Genomic DNA, 21,705 nt, shown 5'->3' with positions numbered 1-21,705 from the left:
AAAGCTTTAACAAATTTACAATCCCTTAAAATATTTTATTAAAACAACCACTAGAACAAAACATACCTAATGAAAATCTACACACTAACAATTATGACCTGCTTAATTTTAAGCGCTTGTAATACTAACAGTTCAAAAACAGAAACTGAAGCTAAAAAACCCGAAACTAAAACAGAAAAAGCAAACAAAACATTTGAGAATAAAGGACATGAATTAGTTTATAACCTCACTCAAAAAACAGGGAATTACCAAACACTTCTCAATAAAAAAGATGTGGTTTACACCTACACCTACCAAACTCCAGATGGAAAAAAAGATGTGAGTACTGAAAAATACATCTTTAACGGTGAGTTATCTTACGGTGCTTATACACAACACGAAAGAACTCTTCCTAATCTCGAAGGATTAATTGAACAAGGTTATGATGGTAAAGAGTTTTGGCTAAAACATAATAAAACCATACTAAACGACACCACCTATTTGAAGCGTGTAGCTTTTAACAGACCAACAAATTTTTATTGGTTTGCTATGATGCCCAAACTTTTAGACCCTGGATTACAATATGACTATCTAGGTGATATCAAAATAGATGAAAAAGATTACGATATTGTAAAAGTATCTTTTACTTCAGAAAACGATAAACCTACAGATATTTACCAAATCTATATCAATAAAAAAACGCAATTAGTAGATCAATTTCTTTTTACTGTTGCAGATTTTGGAGCTATGGAAACTCCTAATTTAATGCGATTGGAATACGAAAAAATTGATGGTATTTTAATTCCAACCAAACGAAAGTACAAAAAGTCTAATTGGAATGCTGAAGTAACAGAACTACCATGGATACACGTTAATTGGACTAATATTACGTTTAATAATAATTTGAAAATAGAAGATTTTCAAAAATAAATACTATAAACAATAAATTGAAAAAGGAAAATTGATTACGCTTATTTGAACATCTACTATTAAAATAGAGCAACCCTCTATAATTAAGGCGTTTTTAGAAAATAGTTAAAAAAAACTATCTCATAAAGTACTATTTGATTAATAGTTCTGTTCATTTTCACAAAAAAGTCATTATTAAATAATGGCTTTTTTTTATGTCCTAGTTTTAATCTATTGAACTTGCAACAGCTAACATTTTCAGTTAACTTCGAACAATTGCACTAAACACTTTTGTACCAGTGTAACAAATTTTAATTTTGAATTACTAATATTTCAAAACCACACATAAATGAAAACAATAACGAAGAAAAAAACATTGATACTTTTATCTATTGGAATATTTATGATTGCTGTTTCTCAAACACTGTCTCATTACATACATTTAACGGATTTAGGTAAAGGGTCTACTATAGGTATTGGAATAGGATTGCTTTTAACAGCTTTATTCTTTGGCAATTTAAAAACTCGTAAATAAACATATCATAACTTATCTAAATAAGTAACATACTTTAAACACAACAATATAAGATTATCAAAACCACTGAATCACATATTGTACCCAAACGCTGTGCTTCTATTCGTCTTCAAGAATATGGTGTTGGAATTTTTAATGCATTTCCCACAAAATCAGCTTTAAAAAAAGCTCTAAAAAAAAATTATATTTCTGTTAATGGTGTTACTGCCACTTCTGCAACATATATAAATGGTGGTGAAACAATTACACTATCCGTTCCTAAAAATGAGCCTCCAAAGAAGAGATTAATATTTAAACTGACTGTTTTATTTGAGGATGATTATTTAGCTGTTATCCATAAACCAGGTGGAATTTTAGTTAGTGGCAATCACTTTAAAACTATTGCCAATGCATTAATTCAAAATCTAAAACCAAGTCCTTTAGAAGATGCTACACAACCACAACCTGTTCATCGCTTAGATTTTGCAACCACAGGTATTTTATTAATAGGAAAAACAAGCAGCAGCATTCGCGCTTTAAATAAATTATTTGAAGATAGAACGATTAAGAAAACCTACTATGCCGTTACGATTGGTAAAATGAAAACCGAAGGTAGTATTACAACTGAAGTTGATGAAAAACCCTGTAAATCTAACTACAAAGTACATCAAACCGTTTCTTCTCAAAGATTTGAACAACTCAATCTCGTTGAATTAGAACCTTTTACTGGACGACGACATCAATTACGGAAGCATTTATCTGGTATAGGAAACCCTATTTTAGGGGATAAAGATTACGGAAAGAAACCACTTATTTTAAATGGAAAAGGTTTATACCTCCACGCCTATTCTTTAAAATTTACACACCCATTTACAAACGAAGCCTTTTATATTAAAGATGAATTTCCTCTAAACTTTAAAAAACTATTTGACGTTCTACAATAGAAAAAAGGCAAAAACAAATAAAAATTAACCATTCTTAGCTTCAATCCATTTGCTCATATATTTAGTGCTTTGCATAGATTGATGCATAAATAATTGTCCTATAAAGTTATTTTCTCGATGCCCACTTATATTAATAGAAAGCGTTTCTATCTTAGATTTCAATCCTTCTTCTAAATTCTCCTTATTAAACCGTTGATTTAAAATTGTAAATCCATTTTGCTGTTTCGTATGCCATATCTCAGAATTAGAATATAAGTCTATTGCTCTTTCTGCAAAAGCATCAGGACGATCTACTATAAATCCATTCTCATCTAAATCGCCAAACATACCTTCGGCAGCAATGCTTGTCATTACACAAGGAGTCCCATTTTTCATAGCATCTATTAGTTTTCCTTTTAATCCTGCACCAAAACGTAATGAAGCCAAACAAACTCTAGCTTTTTGCATCACTTCATTGACATCTTCAGCAAAGCCTTTAATAAAAAAACCTTCTTTTGGTTTATTAAGCTGTGTTACTTTTTGAGATGCATAAGCGCCATAAATATGAAGCTCTGCCGTTGGTAATTGCTTCCTTATTAACGGCCAAATAGTTTGTTTTAAATACAAAACAGCATCATAGTTTGGAGCGTGAATAAAATTACCAATGGTTATAAAATGTTGGCGTTCTTCAAATGTTGGCAACTGATTAATTTCAACTTTAGAAATAGGATCTAATAAAAACGGTAAATAATAAAGTAAACTTTTGTCAATTTTAAACTGTTGCGTTAGAATTTCAATCTCTACTTCAGAAATCATTAAACTTAAATCGCAACGGTAAATACTCGCAATTTCACGCTTAGTAGTATCGTTTTGTAAATGCTCTAAGCCAACAGCTTTATTTTGCTTTAATGCTACTTCCCTAGCTTTTCTTAAACCATGAAAATCTTCGGTATCTAAAATCCTAAGAGCATTTGGGCATTGTTCTAAAACACGCCATCCATATTGCTCTTCAGTCATAAAACGATCAAACAATACAATATTGGGATTTAGGGCTCTTACAAAGGCATCAAAAGACGAATCATTTAATAGAATTGGTTTTATTTCAACATTAATACGACTTAAATCGAATGTATTAGCAGACGTTTTAGCTGCCGAGCAAAACGTTACCTCATAGCCTTGTTTTTGAAATTGAGCAATCAATTGCAACATACGACTACCTGCCGCAGAGCTTTTAGGCTCTGGCCAAACAAAACCGATAATGAGTATTTTTTTTCTCATGAGAAAATTCTAAAAAACTGTATCACTACAAAGGTAAGAGTAAAAAGCAGTGACGTTTTATGATATAATTAGTTTATTGAGGTTCTTTTAAAAACACATAGTTTAAACGTGCCATTTTTGCCCAAGCAACCATGGCATCTATTTGCTCTTGCGATAATTTAGCTTCGCTATGTGCCCAAGTATAACTATCTAAAGGCATTTCTCTAGCCTCAACCATTTCAATCAATTCTTCGAGTTTATGATCTTTTCTCTTATCATCATAATCGTTCCATTTAGATAAATTCAAATGTTTTGAACCATGTTTTACATGATCTGCCATCCAATAATTAATAGGTGTTATTTGGCTATACCATGGGTAACGTGTACTATCGCTATGACAATCTATACACGCATTTTTTAGAAGCATTTTTACATCATCTGGTGGATTAGTCTCCTCAAAAAAAGCTGCAACCGAAGTTAGATCTCCTTCATTTTTTTCTGGCCCAAAAAACTGAGCAACTATAAATACAACTAAAAGTAAACCGCCTATTTTTTTGAGAATCTTCATTTTTAATTAATTTTAGACTTCTAAATTAATCATTTTCTATTGACCAAAGCAGAACTCTATAAAGAATTAAATTATGTAAATCATTCACGCGAAAAGCGATTAAAATATGCCTATCTCGTTATTGATAACCCAGAAATAATCACACCTCTTTTAGAAATTTTATTTGATGTAGATGATAAAATATCATGCAGAGCGGCTTGGGTTTTTGAGTTTATGTGTGGTGAAAAATTAGAGGCTATTATTCCACATCTTAACACATTTACCAAAAACATATCAAAAGTTCACTTAGATCCAGCCGTTAGACCTGTTGCCAAAATTTGTGAATACCTCATTAAAGCCAACTATTCTAAAACGGACCATTTAATTAAAACCCATCTAACAGAAACACATAAAGAAAAAATCACAGAAGCTTGTTTTGATTGGATGATTAGTGACCAAAAAATTGCACCAAAAGCTTATGCTATGAATGCGCTATACTTACTAGGACTTGAATATGATTGGATACACCCTGAATTGATAATTATTTTAGAGCGTGATTTTCAGATACAAAGTTCAGGTTTTAAAGCTCGTGCCAAACAGATTTTAAAAAAAATTAAACGTTAGCACTACAGCAACAAAAATTTATTGCAAAGCCACAAAAAAGCCAAGTTAAAAACTGAAACTATTTAGAGACTCTAAAACTTCCTGATGTATTGTCAAAAACAATTAAATCCTTTGGAAAAAGCGAATTAAAAACCCCTAAAGTAATTAAACGACAAGGTTGATCGCACACGACTTTATCCTTTTGCATTACAATCATGGTATCACATAATTGTATGGCCAAATCAATCTCATGAGATGAAAACAGAATGGTTTTACCTGTTTCCTTAGTTAATTTTTGAAGCAATTTTAATATATATGCTTTATGATACATATCGAGATGTGTTGTTGGTTCATCTAAAACAATCACATCTGTATCTTGAGCTAAAGCACGAGCAATCATTACTTTTTGCAGCTGACCATCGCTAAGCTCGTAACATTTTTTATCTTTTAACTCAGAAATATTAACTAACTCTAACGCATTATTAACGATAGTTAAATCGTCTTCAGAAAGATTACCTATCCAATTGGTATAAGGATGTCTTCCCAATACAACCAATTCAAAAACCGAAAGATTTTTAGATAATAAAGGCTCTGTTAATACAATACTCAATTGCTTTGCAAGCGCTATGGTTGATGTTGATTTTAAATCTTTACTATTAAGCAATATTTTACCTGACAAAGCAGGCTGTACCTTAATTAAGGTACGCAATAAAGTGGATTTACCAATACCATTGGCTCCTACTAAACCAATAAGTTGTCCTTTTTCTAATTCAAAATTTATGTTTGAGGCAACAACAGTTTCAACCTTTTTGGTGTTGTAACCAATGGCTAAATCCTCTACTTTAAGAATGATATTGTCTTTAGATTGTAACACTAATAGATTAATTGATTAGCAATATTATTTTCATAACAAATTGAAATATAATGAATAGCCATTACAATTTGGACATTTGTGTTTTTTAAATCAAAATCTAAGGTATTATCAGAGGTGTATTTTAGCATTGATGAATGATTAAAATCGCCTGCTTTTATTGTGGTATCATAATATTGCTTGACCATAGAATTATGTTTGGTAACACGATTTAAAAAGTCATAATATTTACTATTTCGTTTAGGCACAAAATACTCATAAGAGCCTTCGTTGTTTCTACTTCGCTTTTGTTTTTTTATTTCCCATATTTCATCAAAAGTAGATTTTGAAATAGAATTAAATAATTGTTTTATTTTTTTAGGACTTATTGTGGCAAACCCCGAAGCTTCCAATCTTTCAATTTTACTTCTAAATGTTAAATGAAAATCTTCTTCCTTTAAATCCATAATATCCTTAATAAAAAAGGTTCTTATAGTTTCAAGATCTTTTAACTCTTGAAGATTAAAAACGGCTTGAAGTTCTTTAGTAGGCTGATACGTTTTACAGCCTAACAATACTGAAAATGATAAAGCAATAAAACTAATCTTAATTGTATTTCTCTTCCAGAAATTTACAGTTTCTATTATCATGTTTTAAATAAACTAAAACATCATTCTCCGCTGTCTTACTAATAACCAAATTACCACAGGTGCACCAACTAAAGCCGTAATTGCATTAATGGGTAACATATAATCACTTGTTGGAACTTGCGCTATACTATCGCAAATAAGCATTACAATAGCTCCAAATAAAAACACAGCAGGCAATAATATTTTATGATTTGAGGTCTTAAATATTTGCCGAGTTAAATGTGGAATTGCCAAACCGATAAATGCGATTGGACCAGCAAATGCAGTAATGGTTCCGGCAATTAAACTCGTGGCAAAGATAATAATGAATCTACTTGATTTCAAAGACAAACCTAAGCTTTTTGCGTAGTTATCGCCTAATAATAAAGCATTCAGCCCCTTAATAGAAAAAACGCTTAGAATAATTCCTAGACTATAAATGCCAAAGAAAATTAAGATCTCTTCCCAAGATAAATTACTTAGACTACCAAATCCCCAAAAGATATATTGTTGTAATTGTTCTGCCGAACTAAAATAAGAAAGCACACTCACAACAGCTGCTGTAATACTTCCAAACATTAAGCCTATAATAAGAATTGCCATTGTATCTCTTACTTTGCTTGAAACTGCCAAAACTGCTAAAAGCACTAAAAAGCTCCCCAAACTTGCCGCAATAACGATACTCCATTTAGAAATTAAAGCCGTTGCAAACAATCCGCCAAACAGTCCAGAACCTAAAATCACTAAAGCAACACCCAAACTAGCACCAGAACTAATTCCTAAAACAAAAGGACCTGCTAAAGGGTTTCTAAATAACGTTTGCATTAACAATCCTGAAATTCCCAAACCAGAACCCACCATAATTGCCGTAATGGCTTTTGGCAACCGCACTTTTGTAATAATTACCTGCGAAGTCATATTATCTATATTTCCAAAAAGACTTCCAAAAACTTCAGAAAATGGAATACTTACAGAACCTAAACTAATGTTTAGCACAAAGCAACATAGTAAAATTACGATTAGAATTATAAATGAATATGTATGGCTAAATTTCATTTGTTTGTTTTGGCATTCTAAAGAATAAAGCATCTCTACATTTGTAATTAAACTCTTATTACAAAAACGTGTCGCCCTATCTTTAATGCTATTTTAATTTTTCAAAAAAGTAAGGAGTATAATCAACGAGTAATTCTGGATGCGCAATTTTAATTAAATCTTTTAACACTAAATCTGGTCTTGCGGTTCCTAATTCGTAATATAAAACTCCGCCTGTTCCGCCTTTTTTATTGACAAATGTATATATACTTTTATTTTGAAAAGCTTTAAAATTAGCATAAAGCGGGTTTGCTTTTTCTAACTGCTCTAAACTACCATAATACGAAGGGCTTAACCACAAATCAGCATCTTTAGCTTTGACTAAAACCGCTTCAAAACTTAAAGATAAACTGCCATTTCCTGTTGTTTCACTCCAAAGGTAATTTACATTAGCATCCTTTAAAAATTGAGCTTCAGGACTAGAACCTTTAGGCAAATACCACACATCTTTGTACATAGCTCCACTTAAAACAGTAGGATTTGTTTTTGCTTTTTCTGCAATTTCTTTAGCTGCTAAATATTCTTTTTCAATGGTATTAAATATAGAATCGGCCTCTTTTTCTTTATTAAAAAGTACTCCAAAGAATTTTATCCATTCTGCTTTTGCTAAAGCAGAAGATTCTGCCCAATCTCCATTATAAATCACTGGAATACCAGCTTTTTTAATCACTTCAAAAGTTTTGTTTACACCTTCTACTCCAAAACCAACCACCACATTGGGGTTGAGTTCTAACAATACTTCTGTATTAATACCTTCATTTTTTCCTAACTCTCTAACCTTTCCTTCATCAATTAATTTTCGAGTTTTTTCTGAAGAAATATAATCTGTACTAGGAAAACCAATTAAGGTTTCTTCAACGCCTAATAATTCCAATGCCGGAATATGAGTCGTAGATGTCACCACCGTTTTAGTAATTGGTGTAATAATAACCCCATCATAATCAGCTTTATTATAAGTGGTTTTTGCAGCTTGTTCTTTTGTAAGTAATAAATAGGTATATGTTTTTTCTGCCTCTGGCCATGCCTTAGTAATCTCTATTGTTTTACTATGATCTGATTGCGAAATTTTAAAACCTTCAGCATATTTTAAAGCGATGTCTTTTGTTTTCGTTTGTGGTAAACTGTTGTCGTTTTTAGTTTCATTTTTACATGCACTAACGATAAGCAGAAGAATTAAGAACTTAATGATTTTCATATGTAACCTTTGTAACTAATATTTAAGTATTGAATTTTTAACTTTGTTAAAACTACAGTCATGAGAGACGATTCAAATTTAACACTATATATCGTTGCAGGAATAATCATTGCACATTTTTTAATCGGCTTCATTTATTTAATCTATAAAATGAATAAGAAAAAGGACGATTAATCTCATAACTTATTCTATTTTTGCGCCGAAATTAGGTTCTAGTCGTTAACCGATTAGATTAAAAGGGAATCAAGTGAAAAGAGGCACGATTAAAAATCGGAACTCTTCATTCTTGTACTGTTCCCGCAACTGTAAGCTTAGTCACATTAGTGTGATGCTTGTTATTACCTTCAATGTCACTGTCCTAAAACTTAGGGATGGGAAGACCAATAGCAAGACGCAAGTCAGGAGACCTGCCTAATTCAACAAAAAAAATCAAACTTTCGGGATAAAAGTGATTGCAGAATGATACGTGTAGTACTCTTATTTTTATTGCTATTATTTGGTAGCGTTGCTAAGGCACAAACATCCACTGATTCTATTCAGAAACTGGATGAAGTTGTATTAAGTGATGTGAAATTAAAGCGCTTTGCTCATGGCTACAAAGTGACTGTGCTTAATGATTCTTTACTTCAACAAAATAGAAGCTCATTTACCGATATTTTACGTTTTAATTCTAATCTCTATTTTAAAGAAAATGGTTACGGCATGGTGTCGTCACCATCATTTAGAGGCACTAATGCTTCACAAACGGCTGTGATATGGAATGGGATTTCTATTAATTCGCAACTCACTGGGCAAACCGATTTTAATACCATTAATACGAGTAATTTTAAAAATGTGGTGATACGTTCTGGCGGAGGATCCGTTCAATATGGTAGTGGTGCCATTGGTGGTAGTATCCATTTAAATAACACCTTAAGTTTTAGTCCTCATTTTGACAATACTGTAACCTTATCTTATGGAAGTTATAACACTAAAAATCTCAGTTATTTGTCGTCTTATGGCAAAAACAAATGGTCTTTTAATATCGGGCTGAATTATATTGATTCTGACAATGATTATAAATACCTAAATACAGACAAACGCAATACAAACGGAGCGTATTACAATGGAAGTATTAATGCTAACGCCGGTTATGTCTTATCCAATAAAGATGTCTTAAAACTTTATCATCAAACGTTTTTAGGAGAACGCGAATTTTCTGGAACCATAAGTTCACCTTCTTTAGCGAAATACGAGGATCAAAATTTTAGAACCATGTTAGAATGGTCGCGTCAAGGTGATAAAGCATTTTCAAAATTAAAAGTAGCACATTTACAAGAGCACTTTAAATATTTTGGAAATAAAAACACGGAGAATTATACCTTCGGAAAGGTAAACACTTACCTCATTAACTATACGGCAGATATTGATTTATTAACTAATTTAAAATTGAAACCGATAGTATCTTATAATTATTACGAAGGCAGTGGAAGTAGTTTTGGTGATCCTAACCGGAAAGAATTTTCAACGACGGCGTTACTTCAATATACTCCTAATAAGAAATGGCAATATGGATTAAATTTAAGACAGGATGTAACTTCAGGCTTTGAAAGTCCGTTGTTGTTTTCTTTTGATGTAGCCTATGAGATTTCCAACAATTATAAATTAAAATTAAATGGGTCTAAAAACTACCGTGTACCTACATTTAACGATTTGTATTGGCAGCCTGGAGGTAATTTAGATTTAGTACCCGAAAATTCTTATCAAATTGATTTAGGACAAGACATAACATATAAAAATGCTAAACTTAATCTAAACGTTTTTTATATAAAGACCACCGATCTTATCCAATGGAAACCTAATACTTCAGGATTTTGGAGTCCAGAAAACGTTGCTAAAACACAAAACTATGGTGCAGAAGCAAGCTTAGATGTTTCTAAAAAAATTAAGGAACATCATCTATCACTACAATTCAATTATGCGTATAACATTTCAGAAGATTTAGAAAGCAACAAACAATTAATTTATGTGCCTTACCATAAAGCCAATATAAACTTAGCTTATGCCTACAAACGGATGTCATTATTTCTTCAGCACTTATACACCGGAGAAGTATATACAACTCCAGAAAACTTATCTGGCAGATTTTACAGTGTAGAAGCCTATCAACTAACCAATTTTGGATTGAATTATCAACTCCTTAAAACAAATTCACAACAAATAGATATAAGCTTAAAAGTGAACAATCTATTTAATACCGTATACGAGAACGTGGCATTTAGACCCATGCCAGATCGTAATTTTAATTTTCAAATTCAATATAAATTTTAAAACAAGTACAATGAAAAAAATCATTTTATCAATTTTTGCAATGTCATTATTTATCGTTTCATGTTCTAGCGACGATGATGCAACATCTTCTGAACCTTTGGGTGCTTATGAAAATGGAATTATAGTTAGTGGCGAAGGCGGACCGTCTTCTATTTCTTTTATTTCTGAAGATTTAATGACATCAGAAAACCAAATTTATTTTAATGTTAATAATGAAGCAACAGGTGTGTATTTACAATCTTTAGGCTTTAATGATGACAAGGCTTATATTGTAGTAGATGCTGGTACAATTACTGTAGTTAACCGTTATACTTTTGAAAAATTAGCGACGATTTCTACAGGATTAACAACACCAAGATATATTGCTTTTGCAAATGGTAAAGGCTATGTATCTAATTGGGGAGATCCTGTTGATGAAACTGATGATTTTGTAGCTGTGATAGACTTAACTTCTAATGAGATAATCAGCACTATAGCTGTTGGTAATGGTCCAGAGCAAATTTTAGCTGTAGACGATTCGGTATATGTGTCTCATAAAGGAGCTTATGGTACAAATAATATTGTTTCAGTGATAAATACATCTTCAGATGCTCTAACAACTACAATTACGGTACATGATAACCCAGATGAAATGATTGTGAATGACAATGGCGATTTAGTAGTTTTAAGTAGTGGAAAGCCAGCTTGGACAGGAGACGAAACTAAGGCTGCAATTACTAAAATAGATATGACAACAAATACGGTATCTACAGCATTAGAGTTTTCAGATGGACAACACCCTGAATTGATGATGTATTTAAATGGAAATCTTTATTACAACCTTGGAAATTCAGTTTTAAGTATAACAGATGATGCTACTGCTGTAACAACAACACCTCTTTTTTCAACAGGAGCTATTACGTTGTATGGAATGGCTGCAAAAGATGACCGTTTGTATTTTGCAGATGCAGTAGACTACAGCAGTGCAGGTCAGTTATTTATTTTTGACGAAGCGAGCCATACGTTAATAAATAGTTTTAACGCACCTGTGGTTGCTTCAAAAATATATTTTAATTAATTATAGTTTCTAATAAGCAAAAAAAAAAGCCGCTTTTACATTTTGTAGAAGCGGCTTTTTCATTTTATGGCTGTAAAAAATTTTTGTTTAGAGGACGATCATCTACCATATCATAGAGAAAGGGATTTTCAATATTTTTTTGGTCTAAATGTTTTAATGGTCGTTGCGCAGAAATTGCTGAACGACCAAAACCTGTAATATCTGCAATAGCCTCTGCTAATAAGCGTTCATTAACATCACCAAGTTGTCCAAGGTCTTCATAGAGTTCTGTGATACCAAAGCCTTCTGTTGGATCAATACCATTGTAATAACTTGAAAATCCAGCTGAATTTTCTGCTTCATAAATTAAAGGTTGCATGGCATACGTATGGTTTGGATTAGCATTTTCTCTACCTAAATTTTCAGAATCATATATAGTCACTGATGCTTGAGGTTTACCTCTTGTGGTTGAACCAATTTGAACCACTTCGATATGAGAAGACAATCCGTTAATAACCAATTCACTTGCAGACGCACTACTTCCTGTGGTAATAATATAAACCTTATTAAGATTTAAACTATTAATAGGTTGCTGATAGGTTATTTCATTATTTGTGTTTCGTTTAACCATTTCATCTACAAATCGGTTGATAAGAGATTCTGGATCATCTTGTTCTCTAGCCGCTTGAATTTCACTATTCCATTTTTCTTTAAAAAAGATGTCTCCCGTATTTTGACCAGTAATCATTGATGACAACCAAATAGCGGTACTCACACTTCCTCCACCATTATAACGTAAGTCTAAAACTAAATCAGAAACACCTGATGATTGAAATTCGGCAAAAACAGCATTAAGCTCATTAAGATTGGCATCTCCTATTCTAAAGCCGTTATACATTAAATAACCTATAGAATTCCCATCAATATTAAATACATTGTGAGTTAAAATAGGGTTTTCAGTATACTCTGTTTTTGTAATTGACACAGACTCACCATTACTTGTAATAATATCATCTGTTCGTGTTTCGGGTGTTCCATTATTATCATAGTTAGCCCAACCTACAGTATAAGATGTAGAACTCAACAAATTCCCATAGTTACTTGAGGTTAAAGTGGTTCCATCAATTGTATTAAAAATCATCCCTCTTGTAATTCCTTTTGAAGCAGCATCAGAATTAGGTAAAACATAACGTACATAGCCTATGATATCATTAGCTGCATTTGGCAATTGTACTAAACCATATTTCATCCCATTACTAAGACTTGTGCCTTGTAGTAATTGCTCTAAATCGTAATAATTAGGATAAATTCTACTAAACTCATCAACATCGTCTGGCAAATAAAGTAAGTCTTCAAATAAATCTTCAGGTGAAGAAAAATTGTTTAGATACTCTGTATAAGTTTCACTTGAGTCAAAACGATCATTTGCTAAATCAGGAATATTATCTTTATACACATAAACGGCATTCATGCCTTTCCATACAAAGTCATTAATATCTAATGTAGAAGCTCTAATGATATTATCATCAGCATCTTCAAAACAACTGGTTACTGAAACTAACACCAAACATGCCAGTAGTAAAACTTTCATTTTTTTTCTCACGACACAGGCATGTATGATGTGTTCGCAACAACTTTTTAAATTTTTCATATTTAATTTTTTCTTTTAATAGCAGTAGTTTACATATAAATGTAAAACTCTAAATTTACTGACATTATTATAAATAAAAAAACTTTGTAACAAAATCTAAAGTGTATCGTCGTAACAGTAGAAGGCAATTAATAATTGTTTTCGCCAATCAATCAAACTAATAATGAAACAAACTGATTTTGTAGAAATCGTGTTGCCATTTAAAGATAAAGTCTTTCGTTTAGCGAAACGATTACTAGTATCTCGTGAAGAAGCAGAAGATGCTACACAAGAAATATTGTTGAAATTATGGAAGAATAAAACAAAGATTGGTGACTATAAAAATGTAGAAGCGTTTTCAATGACCATGACCAAGAATTTTTGCTTAGATCGTTTAAAATCAAAACAAGCACAGAATTTAAAAATTGTTCATAGTAATTACACGGATAATAATACGTCTTTACAAAAACAAGTTGAAGCTAAAGACAGTGTGGATTGGGTTTCTAAAATAATGGAAGACCTTCCAGAACAACAAAAAATAATAGTGCAGTTAAGAGATATTGAAGAATACGATTTTGCTGAAATAGCAAAAATGCTAGACATGAATGAGACCGCAATACGCGTTAATTTATCAAGAGCACGAAAAACAATAAGAGAAAAATTAACTAATACACATCAACATGGTATTAAATAATATAGAAACATTACTAGAAAAGTATAACAATGCAGAAACAACGCTAAAGGAAGAAGCAGAATTAAAAGCGTATTTCTTAAGCGACAATGTGGCACCACATTTAGAGCATTACAAGCCTATGTTTCAATACTTTTCTGAATCAAAAAAAGAACAGTACACCAAAGACGTTCCATTAAACACTAAGAAAACAAAATTGTATCAATGGATTTCTGTCGCAGCTGTGGCTATTCTAATGCTTGGTTTCTTTATTCCAAATTGGAATAGCGGGCCAAAAACTCTAGCAGATTATTCGCCAGAGGAACAACAAATGTATTTGGAAGCAAAAGAAGCTTTAGCAATGCTTTCAAATAATTTTAACGACGGAGCCTCTAGCTTAAAAACCTTAAGCTTAGCTTCAGAAAATTTTAATGTTGGTCTTGAAAAAGCCAATCACATCACAGAATTTAGTGAAACAACAAACAAATTATTAAAGAATTAGAAATCAAAATTTAAAAACAAGAACAATGAAAAATTTAAAGAATTTTCACGAATACCTAAAAAATAAAACAGCCGTGAGTAAAAAAATAGTAGTCATCGTAGCAGCAATGCTTATATCAGTAACTGGATTTAGTCAAAGTGTATTTGATAAATATGAAGACCAAAAAGGAGTAGCTTCTGTTATTCTTAATGGGAAAATGTTTAAAATGTTAGCTACAATGGGTATAGATATAGATGACCCAGAAATGAAAGAATATGCTGAAATGGCAAACAATATTACAGGTTTTAAAGTATTCACTACCGGAGATACAAAAATAGCGGCAGACATGAATGCAACGGTTGCAAAATATTTAAAATCATCTGCATTAGAAGAACTTATGCGTATTAAAGATGGTGACCAAACCGTAAAATTTTACGTAAAAGAAGGAAAAGACGATAACCATGTAAAGGAATTATTAATGTTTATTACAGGTTTAAAAGAATTGACTAAAGACCAAAATATCGAAATTAATGGTAAAAAACGTGAGTTTGAAACTGTAGTAATGACCTTAACTGGCGATATAGACTTAAGACAAGTATCAAAAATCACTAACCAAATGGATATTCCAGGTGGAGAGCAACTAAAGAAAGCAGGCGAAAAGAAAAACTAAAATTATGAGATAAGCATGCTAAAAGCTTTAATCATTTAATCAAATGACACATCGCAAACCGCATGAGTCCATAATAAAAACAAAAATATAAACTCATGAAACAATCAATCAAAAAATCAATAGTAATGTTGCTTTTGGTTACAGCTTTTACCAGCTGTAATCAAGAGGCTTCATTACAAACCTATTACGTAGATAACGAGTTAAAGCCTGGCTTTGCTTCATTTGATGTCCCAACAAGTTTAGTTAATGTTGAAGACGTAGACATGACTGAAGAACAGAAAGAAGCATACGATTCTGTAGATAAATTAAATGTGCTTACCTATATGAAAGAAGACACAGATGCTTCAGAATATAAGCTAGAATTAGAAAAGGTAAACACCATTTTAAAAAATCCTAAATACGAAGAATTAATACGTGGAGGCAATACAACTGACGGAAAATTTGTAGTAAAATTTCTAGGTGAAATAGATCAAATAGATGAACTCATCATATTTGGAAACATTGAAGATAAAGGCTTTATGATTGCAAGAATTCTAGGCGATAATATGAATGCTGGTAAACTTATGACTTTAAGTTCTGTTTTAGAGCACGCAAATTTTGAAGACACAAACCTAAAAGGTTTAACTGACTTTTTTAAATAAAGAAATTTGAATACACTGACACAAACCAAATAGAATTTTATTTGGTATGTATTTAAATGTTAATAAGAATCATCCTGAGGCTTGTCTTCTGGATGATTTTTTTTGGTTTCATTTTTTAAAGCATAACCAAGAGCAAAAATAAAAAGTAATACAAAACCTATAAGCAATACCGTTTTAACAATAAGATAGTCTAACACATTTAATAAACCTGAAACAAACAAGCTTAAGGTTAAAATGGTTACAGCTGTTAAAGCAATACTATCTTTAGTTGTTGGTATAAATTTCACAGGTCTAAAACAATTAGATTCCAGTATAATTACTTGGTGTTATAGCTTTTAATTCAGATTTAATAGCTTCAGAAACCTCTAAGGTATCAATAAAATTTGAAATAGACGTTTGGGTAATCGCTTCATTAGTTCTTGTTAACCCTTTTAAAGCTTCATAAGGATTAGGATAACTTTCACGTCTTAAAATGGTCTGAATCGCTTCTGCAACCACAGCCCAATTATTTTCTAAATCTTGAGCAAATTTAGACTCATTCAACAATAATTTATTTAAGCCTTTAACTGTAGATTTAAATGCTATAAGTGTATGTCCAAAAGGCACACCAACATTTCTTAAAACCGTACTATCCGTTAAATCACGTTGCAATCTAGAAATTGGTAATTTTGCAGATAGGTGTTCAAAAATAGCATTTGCAATACCTAAATTACCTTCACTATTTTCAAAATCTATTGGATTTACTTTATGTGGCATTGCTGAACTTCCAACTTCACCAGCTTTAATTTTTTGTTTAAAATAATCCATCGATACATACGTCCAAATGTCCCTATCTAAATCGATAATAATGGTATTTATACGTTTTAAACCATCAAACAATGCTGCTGCATGATCGTAATGCTCTATTTGTGTGGTTGGAAATGAATGCTGTAAACCTAATTTTTCTTGTACAAATTTAGTTCCAAAGGCTTTCCAATCAATATTAGGGTAAGCTACTTTATGAGCGTTAAAATTACCTGTTGCTCCACCAAATTTAGCAGCACTAGGCACGTCGTTTAATAAGTTAAACTGCTCTTTTAATCTTACTGCAAAAACTTCTATCTCTTTACCTAAACGTGTAGGCGAAGCTGGCTGGCCATGTGTTCTAGCTAACATTGGTATATCTGCCCAATCTTTTGCCAAGTCTTCTATCTTTTGTAATAATGAACGGTATTCAGGTACGTATACATCATTCATAGCATCCTTTATACTTAAAGGAATTGCTGTATTATTAATATCTTGAGACGTTAATCCAAAATGAATAAACTCTTTATATGCCGATAAACCTAATGCTTCAAATTTTTCCTTAATAAAATACTCAACAGCTTTTACGTCGTGATTAGTTACTTTTTCAATGTCCTTAATTGCAGAAGCATCAACAGCTGTAAAATTCTTATAAATAGCTCTCAAATCTTCAAAAACAGAGTTTGAAACCGATTCTAATTGTGGCAATGGTAATTCACAAAGCGCAATAAAATATTCGATTTCTACCAAAACACGATATTTTATTAGTGCTTCTTCTGAAAAATAATCTTTTAATTTTTCTACTTTAGATCGGTATCTACCATCAATTGGTGAAATTGCATTAAGAGGTGAAAGTGCCATTTATGTTGATTTTTTTGAAGCATCAAATATAAGAAAGTTAGTTAAGAGTTAGCCGTTCTGACTTAAGAGTTTTTAAAGTTTCTAGAAGCATTACCTTCTTTAGTTTTTAGCACTTAACTTTCTAAAATTCAACCTCTAAAACCAGGTGCTTTATAGAATAATTCAATCTTAGCTCATGTTTTATAAGTTTAACGTCAAAACTTAGAGAAAGAATTTATGCTTTTGAGCTTCCAACTAAATCCTTCATTCTTCAAGCTAAAAATGTATCTTTGATAAATTTCAATTTTAAACATGAACGATACCATTATTCTTATTATTACCATTTTCATTTCCGCTGGAATTGGAGCTTTTATAGGCCTTAAATTTTCGCAATTAAAAAGTAAAAGTGACAAAAGTACTTTAGAAGAACGCAATACTAATCTTCAGCAGCAATTCAATGAATTTAAAACCTATTCTGAAGCCGAAAACCAAAAACAAGACCAATACTTTACACAGCAATTAACGGAATTAAAAGAAACCATTTCTAAAATTGAAAGTGAGCGTGAAGCCATTAGACGAGAAAAAGATTTTTTAAATACGGAACTTTCTAGACGTAATTCGGAATACGAAAATCTTGAAAAAGCAAACTTAAAACGCGACGAAGAATTAGCAAAACAACAAGAACAATTGCGAAAGGATTTTGAATTAATGGCTTCTAAAATCTTAGATGAAAAATCCGAAAAATTTACGCTTCAGAATAAAGAAAATATTAAGAATATTTTAAATCCGCTAGAGGAAAAAATCAAAACATTTGAAAAGAAAGTTGAAGATACTCAAAAAGAAAGCATCAGTATGCATTCGGCTTTAAAAGAGCAATTATTAGGCTTAAAAGACCTAAATCAACAAATGGCAAAAGAAGCGACTAACCTTACAAGAGCCTTAAAAGGCGATAGTAAAACGCAAGGAAATTGGGGCGAATTAGTGCTAGAACGTGTCTTAGAAAAATCGGGTTTAGAAAAAGACCGTGAGTATTTTGTACAACAAAATTTTCAGCGCGAAGATGGTTCTCGAGTAATGCCAGATGTAGTATTACATCTTCCTGATTCTAAAAAAATGATTATCGATTCTAAAGTGTCACTAACTGCTTACGAACAGTTTGTAAACGCCGAAGAAGACCAACGTCCTATCTTTTTAAAAGCGCATGTTAATTCTATAAAAAAGCACGTCGATCAGCTTTCTGCTAAAAATTATCAGGATTTATATGATATTGAATCTCCAGATTTTGTATTGATGTTTATTCCTATTGAACCTGCTTTTGCAGTCGCTATAAATGACGACAATTCATTATATAATAAAGCTTTTGAACAAAACATAGTCATTGTTACACCTTCTACACTTTTAGCGACGTTACGTACAATTGACACGATGTGGAATAACGAAAAACAACAACAAAATGCTTTAGAAATTGCCAAACAAGCCGGAGCACTCTATGATAAATTTGAAGGTTTAGTAACCGATTTAACGGGTGTTGGTAAAAAAATTGATGCTGCTAAAAGTGACTATTCTGCTGCTATGAATAAATTAGTAGATGGCAAAGGTAATCTTATTTCTCGTGTAGAAAAAATCAAAAAAATGGGTGCTAAAGCCAAGAAAGCGCTTCCTGAAAGTATTATTAAACGTGCTACAGAAGATGATTAATAATTTATTCCACTTAAAAAGCATAATTAAAAATATTCCATTTTAAAGGCATAAATTACATTATTCCGTTATAAAGGCATATATTTACAGTGTAAATGTAATTAATATGATTAGTATTATCACAGGAGATATTATAAAATCAAGACAAGCAAACAATGACGACTTGTGGCTTAATCCATTAAAATCTGCATTATCAAAAGTATCAGATAATGCGTCATTATATGCTATTTATAGAGGAGACAGCTTTCAATTAGAGCTACATACTATTGAAGATAGTTTTATAACTGCTGTATATATAAAAGCCTGTTTAAAATCTGTAAAAGGTTTAGATGTACGCATGTCAATTGGTATAGGCACAAAAAATTATCAAGGACATTCTGTAAGCGAATCTAATGGTGAAGCGTTTATATTTTCTGGAGAAACCTTTGAAACCCTTAAAAAGGAAAAACAAAATCTAAAACTAAAAACAAGCAATAACACCATAAATAAAGAAATTAACCTGTATTTTAGATTAGCATTAATAGCTATGGATAATTGGACAGTTAACTCTGCTGAAATTGTAAAACTAAGTTTAGAGCATCCTAATATGATTCAAGCCGAATTAGCTAAAATTATTGGTATTAGTCAAGATGCAGTAAGCAAGCGCCAAAAACGTGCCTATTTAGATGAAATTTTAAATTTAGACGCCGTATACAGACAAAAAATAGCACAACTATGATTGTATTACTCTTAAAACTTAGTCTTGCTCACCTTATTGGCGATTTCTTTTTGCAGCCCTTAAAATGGGTAAAAGACAAAGAAGAAAAAAAGCTAAAATCTATTTGGCTGTACGTTCATATAGCCATACATATTGCTTTAATGTTTCTTATGCTTTGGGATACATCATATACGCTACTAATTTTAAGTATTGGTGTTTCACATTTTATCATTGATGCTTTAAAACTCATTCTTCAAAAGAAAAAAACCAAACGGTTTTACTTTTTTACAGACCAGTTGTTACATTTTACTTCTATCGTAGGAATAGCGGCAGTATTTAGCGAAAATAATTTTGATTTTACATTTACAATAAGTAATCCATTAATTTTATTAATTTTTTGTTTGGCTTTTTTAACCCAACCCACGTCCATTATAATGAAAACCATATTTTCTAAATGGAATATTGCTAAACTTACCAAAAACAATGAGTCTTTAAAAGATGCTGGTCAATATATTGGTGTTTTAGAACGGCTTCTTGTTTTTATTTTTATTATTGTCGGGCAATGGGAGGCTGTAGGATTTTTAATTACTGCAAAATCCGTTTTTAGATTTGGTGACCTAACAGCATCTAAAGAACGAAAACTTACCGAATACATTTTAATAGGTACATTAATCAGTTTTGGCATTGCTATAATTACTAGTTTGCTATACTTAAATCTTATCAATTATGTTTAAAACTACGGAAGATTCTAGAATTCAGATTTCAGAATTAATGAAACCATCCTATGCTAATTTTGGAGGAAAAATTCACGGAGGTTATATCTTAAGTTTAATGGATAATGTTGCTTTTGCTTGCGCTTCAAAACATTCTCGTAGCTATTGCGTCACGGCCTCTGTTAATAAGGTTAACTTTTTAAACCCAATTGAAGTTGGCGAATTAGTAACCATGAAAGCTTCTGTTAACTATGTGGGCAAATCATCTATGGTTGTAGGTATAAGAGTAGAATCTGAAAATATTAGAACAGGCGAAAAGAAACACTGTAATTCTTCCTATTTTATTATGGTTGCTGTAGATGAAGATGGAAATACAGTTACAGTTCCAGGTTTAATTTTAACTAATAAATTAGCCGCCAAGCGTTTTATTAAATCTATAATTAGACGGGATAGTGATACCAAACGAAGTGCCGACTTAGAGAACCTTTATAAAAATGTAGACCAACACTTAGAACAATTAAAGGATTATCGTGTAAAACTTGATTTTTAATAAAAAAAGCTGCTTCCTTTTGATAGTTATCAAGATTGAAGCAGCTCTTTATTTGTTTTTTGTATTCCTTTATTGCTTGATAAAGCGTTTGGTTTGTGATTCTTTTTCGTTTGAAATTTTCACAAGATATACGCCAGTTTTCCAATTAGAAACATCTACTGAAGCTTCCAATTTAGTAATTGTACTTTTATGAATACGCTTACCTAAAACATCAAATACTTCGAGTGTCATATTTTCAGATGACGCAGGCAATTTAATATTTAACTTATTTTTTGAAGGATTCGGTGAAATTTTAAAACCTTCATCTTGATATAAAGCAATATTTTCACTTAAATCAGATATATAATTAGCGTTTTCTATAAACTTAACATCACTATTTACATTCCATGTCGCATTTGCAGACATAGTACTAAAAGTGAATACCGATATAAAAATGAGTAGTAATTTTTTCATATAATTTGGGCCTTATTATAGCTAAGTTAGTA

Annotated in this window: 24 protein-coding genes and 1 riboswitch; of the genes, 14 read left to right on the top strand and 10 right to left on the bottom strand. The window is 31.5% G+C overall.

The annotated features are described in order from the left end of the window. The first annotated feature begins 69 nt into the window (after positions 1–69). The 3 genes from ABD730_RS07140 (at position 70) to ABD730_RS07130 (ending at position 2,346) form a co-directional block, all read left to right on the top strand. Positions 70–909 carry a hypothetical protein gene (locus ABD730_RS07140; protein WP_344713573.1) on the top strand — a complete coding sequence of 280 codons (840 nt, stop codon included), beginning with the start codon at positions 70–72 and terminating at the stop codon, positions 907–909. 328 nt (positions 910–1,237) lie between these two features. Continuing rightward, positions 1,238–1,423: a hypothetical protein gene (locus ABD730_RS07135; protein ID WP_344713571.1), complete on the top strand. Its 186-nt coding sequence runs from the start codon at positions 1,238–1,240 to the stop codon at positions 1,421–1,423. A 53-nt stretch (positions 1,424–1,476) separates the two neighbouring features. Beyond that, on the top strand, positions 1,477–2,346 hold the full coding sequence (locus ABD730_RS07130) for an RluA family pseudouridine synthase (protein ID WP_344713781.1): 870 nt from the start codon (positions 1,477–1,479) through the stop codon (positions 2,344–2,346). 24 nt (positions 2,347–2,370) lie between these two features. Here the strand turns inward: ABD730_RS07130 and ABD730_RS07125 are convergent, their stop codons facing one another. Both ABD730_RS07125 and ABD730_RS07120 read right to left on the bottom strand, forming a co-directional pair. Then, positions 2,371–3,603, bottom strand: coding sequence for a glycosyltransferase (locus ABD730_RS07125; protein WP_344713569.1), 1,233 nt, complete (start codon positions 3,601–3,603; stop codon positions 2,371–2,373). Between the two features lie 73 nt (positions 3,604–3,676). Continuing rightward, complete coding sequence (locus ABD730_RS07120) at positions 3,677–4,150, bottom strand: heme-binding domain-containing protein (protein WP_334467361.1); 474 nt, start codon at positions 4,148–4,150, stop codon at positions 3,677–3,679. Positions 4,151–4,189: 39 nt separating this feature from the next. Here ABD730_RS07120 and ABD730_RS07115 point away from each other — a divergent pair, with 39 nt between their 5' ends. Continuing rightward, on the top strand, positions 4,190–4,753 hold the full coding sequence (locus ABD730_RS07115) for an adenylosuccinate lyase (RefSeq protein WP_344713566.1): 564 nt from the start codon (positions 4,190–4,192) through the stop codon (positions 4,751–4,753). A 58-nt stretch (positions 4,754–4,811) separates the two neighbouring features. On the opposite strand, the gene ABD730_RS07110 is transcribed toward ABD730_RS07115, so the two are convergent. From ABD730_RS07110 to ABD730_RS07095, 4 genes are all read right to left on the bottom strand, one after another. Further along, a complete protein-coding gene (locus ABD730_RS07110) occupies positions 4,812–5,606 on the bottom strand; it encodes an ABC transporter ATP-binding protein (RefSeq protein WP_334467357.1) in 795 nt (264 codons plus the stop codon). Continuing rightward, on the bottom strand, positions 5,606–6,232 hold the full coding sequence (locus tag ABD730_RS07105; RefSeq protein ID WP_344713564.1) for a hypothetical protein: 627 nt from the start codon (positions 6,230–6,232) through the stop codon (positions 5,606–5,608). Before ABD730_RS07105 ends, ABD730_RS07110 begins: the two co-directional genes overlap by 1 nt. A 12-nt stretch (positions 6,233–6,244) precedes the next feature. Further along, positions 6,245–7,267 carry a FecCD family ABC transporter permease gene (locus tag ABD730_RS07100; protein ID WP_334467354.1) on the bottom strand — a complete coding sequence of 341 codons (1,023 nt, stop codon included), beginning with the start codon at positions 7,265–7,267 and terminating at the stop codon, positions 6,245–6,247. An 88-nt stretch (positions 7,268–7,355) separates the two neighbouring features. After that, entirely contained in the window at positions 7,356–8,501 is a 1,146-nt protein-coding gene (locus ABD730_RS07095) for an ABC transporter substrate-binding protein (protein WP_334467352.1), read from the bottom strand. A gap of 190 nt (positions 8,502–8,691) precedes the next feature. Then, a riboswitch (cobalamin riboswitch) is annotated at positions 8,692–8,930 on the top strand. 30 nt (positions 8,931–8,960) lie between these two features. On the opposite strand from ABD730_RS07095, the gene ABD730_RS07090 reads away from it, so the two are divergent. Then, entirely contained in the window at positions 8,961–10,811 is a 1,851-nt protein-coding gene (locus ABD730_RS07090; RefSeq protein ID WP_344713561.1) for a TonB-dependent receptor plug domain-containing protein, read from the top strand. 10 nt (positions 10,812–10,821) lie between these two features. Further along, positions 10,822–11,868 (top strand): YncE family protein, encoded by a 1,047-nt coding sequence (locus ABD730_RS07085; protein WP_334467350.1) that lies wholly within the window; start codon positions 10,822–10,824, stop codon positions 11,866–11,868. A gap of 64 nt (positions 11,869–11,932) precedes the next feature. Here ABD730_RS07085 and ABD730_RS07080 read toward each other — a convergent pair whose 3' ends face one another. Beyond that, positions 11,933–13,438: a S41 family peptidase gene (locus ABD730_RS07080; protein WP_344713559.1), complete on the bottom strand. Its 1,506-nt coding sequence runs from the start codon at positions 13,436–13,438 to the stop codon at positions 11,933–11,935. Between the two features lie 223 nt (positions 13,439–13,661). Here ABD730_RS07080 and ABD730_RS07075 point away from each other — a divergent pair, with 223 nt between their 5' ends. From ABD730_RS07075 to ABD730_RS07060, 4 genes are all read left to right on the top strand, one after another. After that, on the top strand, positions 13,662–14,171 hold the full coding sequence (locus tag ABD730_RS07075; protein ID WP_215925297.1) for an RNA polymerase sigma factor: 510 nt from the start codon (positions 13,662–13,664) through the stop codon (positions 14,169–14,171). Then, positions 14,158–14,649: a hypothetical protein gene (locus ABD730_RS07070; RefSeq protein WP_215925298.1), complete on the top strand. Its 492-nt coding sequence runs from the start codon at positions 14,158–14,160 to the stop codon at positions 14,647–14,649. Before ABD730_RS07075 ends, ABD730_RS07070 begins: the two co-directional genes overlap by 14 nt. 25 nt (positions 14,650–14,674) lie before the next feature. Further along, complete coding sequence (locus tag ABD730_RS07065) at positions 14,675–15,298, top strand: DUF4252 domain-containing protein (protein WP_334467348.1); 624 nt, start codon at positions 14,675–14,677, stop codon at positions 15,296–15,298. 95 nt (positions 15,299–15,393) lie between these two features. Next, positions 15,394–15,939, top strand: coding sequence for a DUF4252 domain-containing protein (locus ABD730_RS07060; protein ID WP_344713556.1), 546 nt, complete (start codon positions 15,394–15,396; stop codon positions 15,937–15,939). A gap of 59 nt (positions 15,940–15,998) precedes the next feature. Here ABD730_RS07060 and ABD730_RS07055 read toward each other — a convergent pair whose 3' ends face one another. Continuing rightward, positions 15,999–16,226, bottom strand: a complete 228-nt coding sequence (locus tag ABD730_RS07055) for a hypothetical protein (RefSeq protein WP_334467345.1) — start codon at positions 16,224–16,226, stop codon at positions 15,999–16,001. Between the two features lie 13 nt (positions 16,227–16,239). Next, positions 16,240–17,583, bottom strand: a complete 1,344-nt coding sequence (gene purB, locus ABD730_RS07050) for an adenylosuccinate lyase (protein WP_334467344.1) — start codon at positions 17,581–17,583, stop codon at positions 16,240–16,242. Positions 17,584–17,874: 291 nt separating this feature from the next. Here purB and ABD730_RS07045 point away from each other — a divergent pair, with 291 nt between their 5' ends. From ABD730_RS07045 to ABD730_RS07030, 4 genes are all read left to right on the top strand, one after another. After that, positions 17,875–19,260, top strand: coding sequence for a DNA recombination protein RmuC (locus ABD730_RS07045; protein ID WP_344713554.1), 1,386 nt, complete (start codon positions 17,875–17,877; stop codon positions 19,258–19,260). Positions 19,261–19,366: 106 nt separating this feature from the next. Continuing rightward, positions 19,367–19,978, top strand: a complete 612-nt coding sequence (locus ABD730_RS07040; RefSeq protein WP_334467340.1) for a transcriptional regulator — start codon at positions 19,367–19,369, stop codon at positions 19,976–19,978. After that, on the top strand, positions 19,975–20,691 hold the full coding sequence (locus ABD730_RS07035) for a DUF3307 domain-containing protein (protein ID WP_334467338.1): 717 nt from the start codon (positions 19,975–19,977) through the stop codon (positions 20,689–20,691). The genes ABD730_RS07040 and ABD730_RS07035 overlap by 4 nt, the downstream gene beginning before the upstream one ends. Next, positions 20,684–21,220 (top strand): acyl-CoA thioesterase, encoded by a 537-nt coding sequence (locus tag ABD730_RS07030; RefSeq protein WP_215925305.1) that lies wholly within the window; start codon positions 20,684–20,686, stop codon positions 21,218–21,220. Before ABD730_RS07035 ends, ABD730_RS07030 begins: the two co-directional genes overlap by 8 nt. A 69-nt stretch (positions 21,221–21,289) precedes the next feature. Here ABD730_RS07030 and ABD730_RS07025 read toward each other — a convergent pair whose 3' ends face one another. Next, entirely contained in the window at positions 21,290–21,673 is a 384-nt protein-coding gene (locus tag ABD730_RS07025; protein ID WP_344713551.1) for a T9SS type A sorting domain-containing protein, read from the bottom strand. Positions 21,674–21,705 lie beyond the last annotated feature (32 nt).

The sequence above is a fragment of the Winogradskyella damuponensis genome (genome assembly GCF_039538385.1).
Taxonomy (GTDB): Bacteria; Bacteroidota; Bacteroidia; order Flavobacteriales; family Flavobacteriaceae; genus Winogradskyella; species Winogradskyella damuponensis.
The sequence above is the reverse complement of the archived record's forward strand: the minus strand, read 5'-3'. Positions and strand labels throughout refer to the sequence as shown.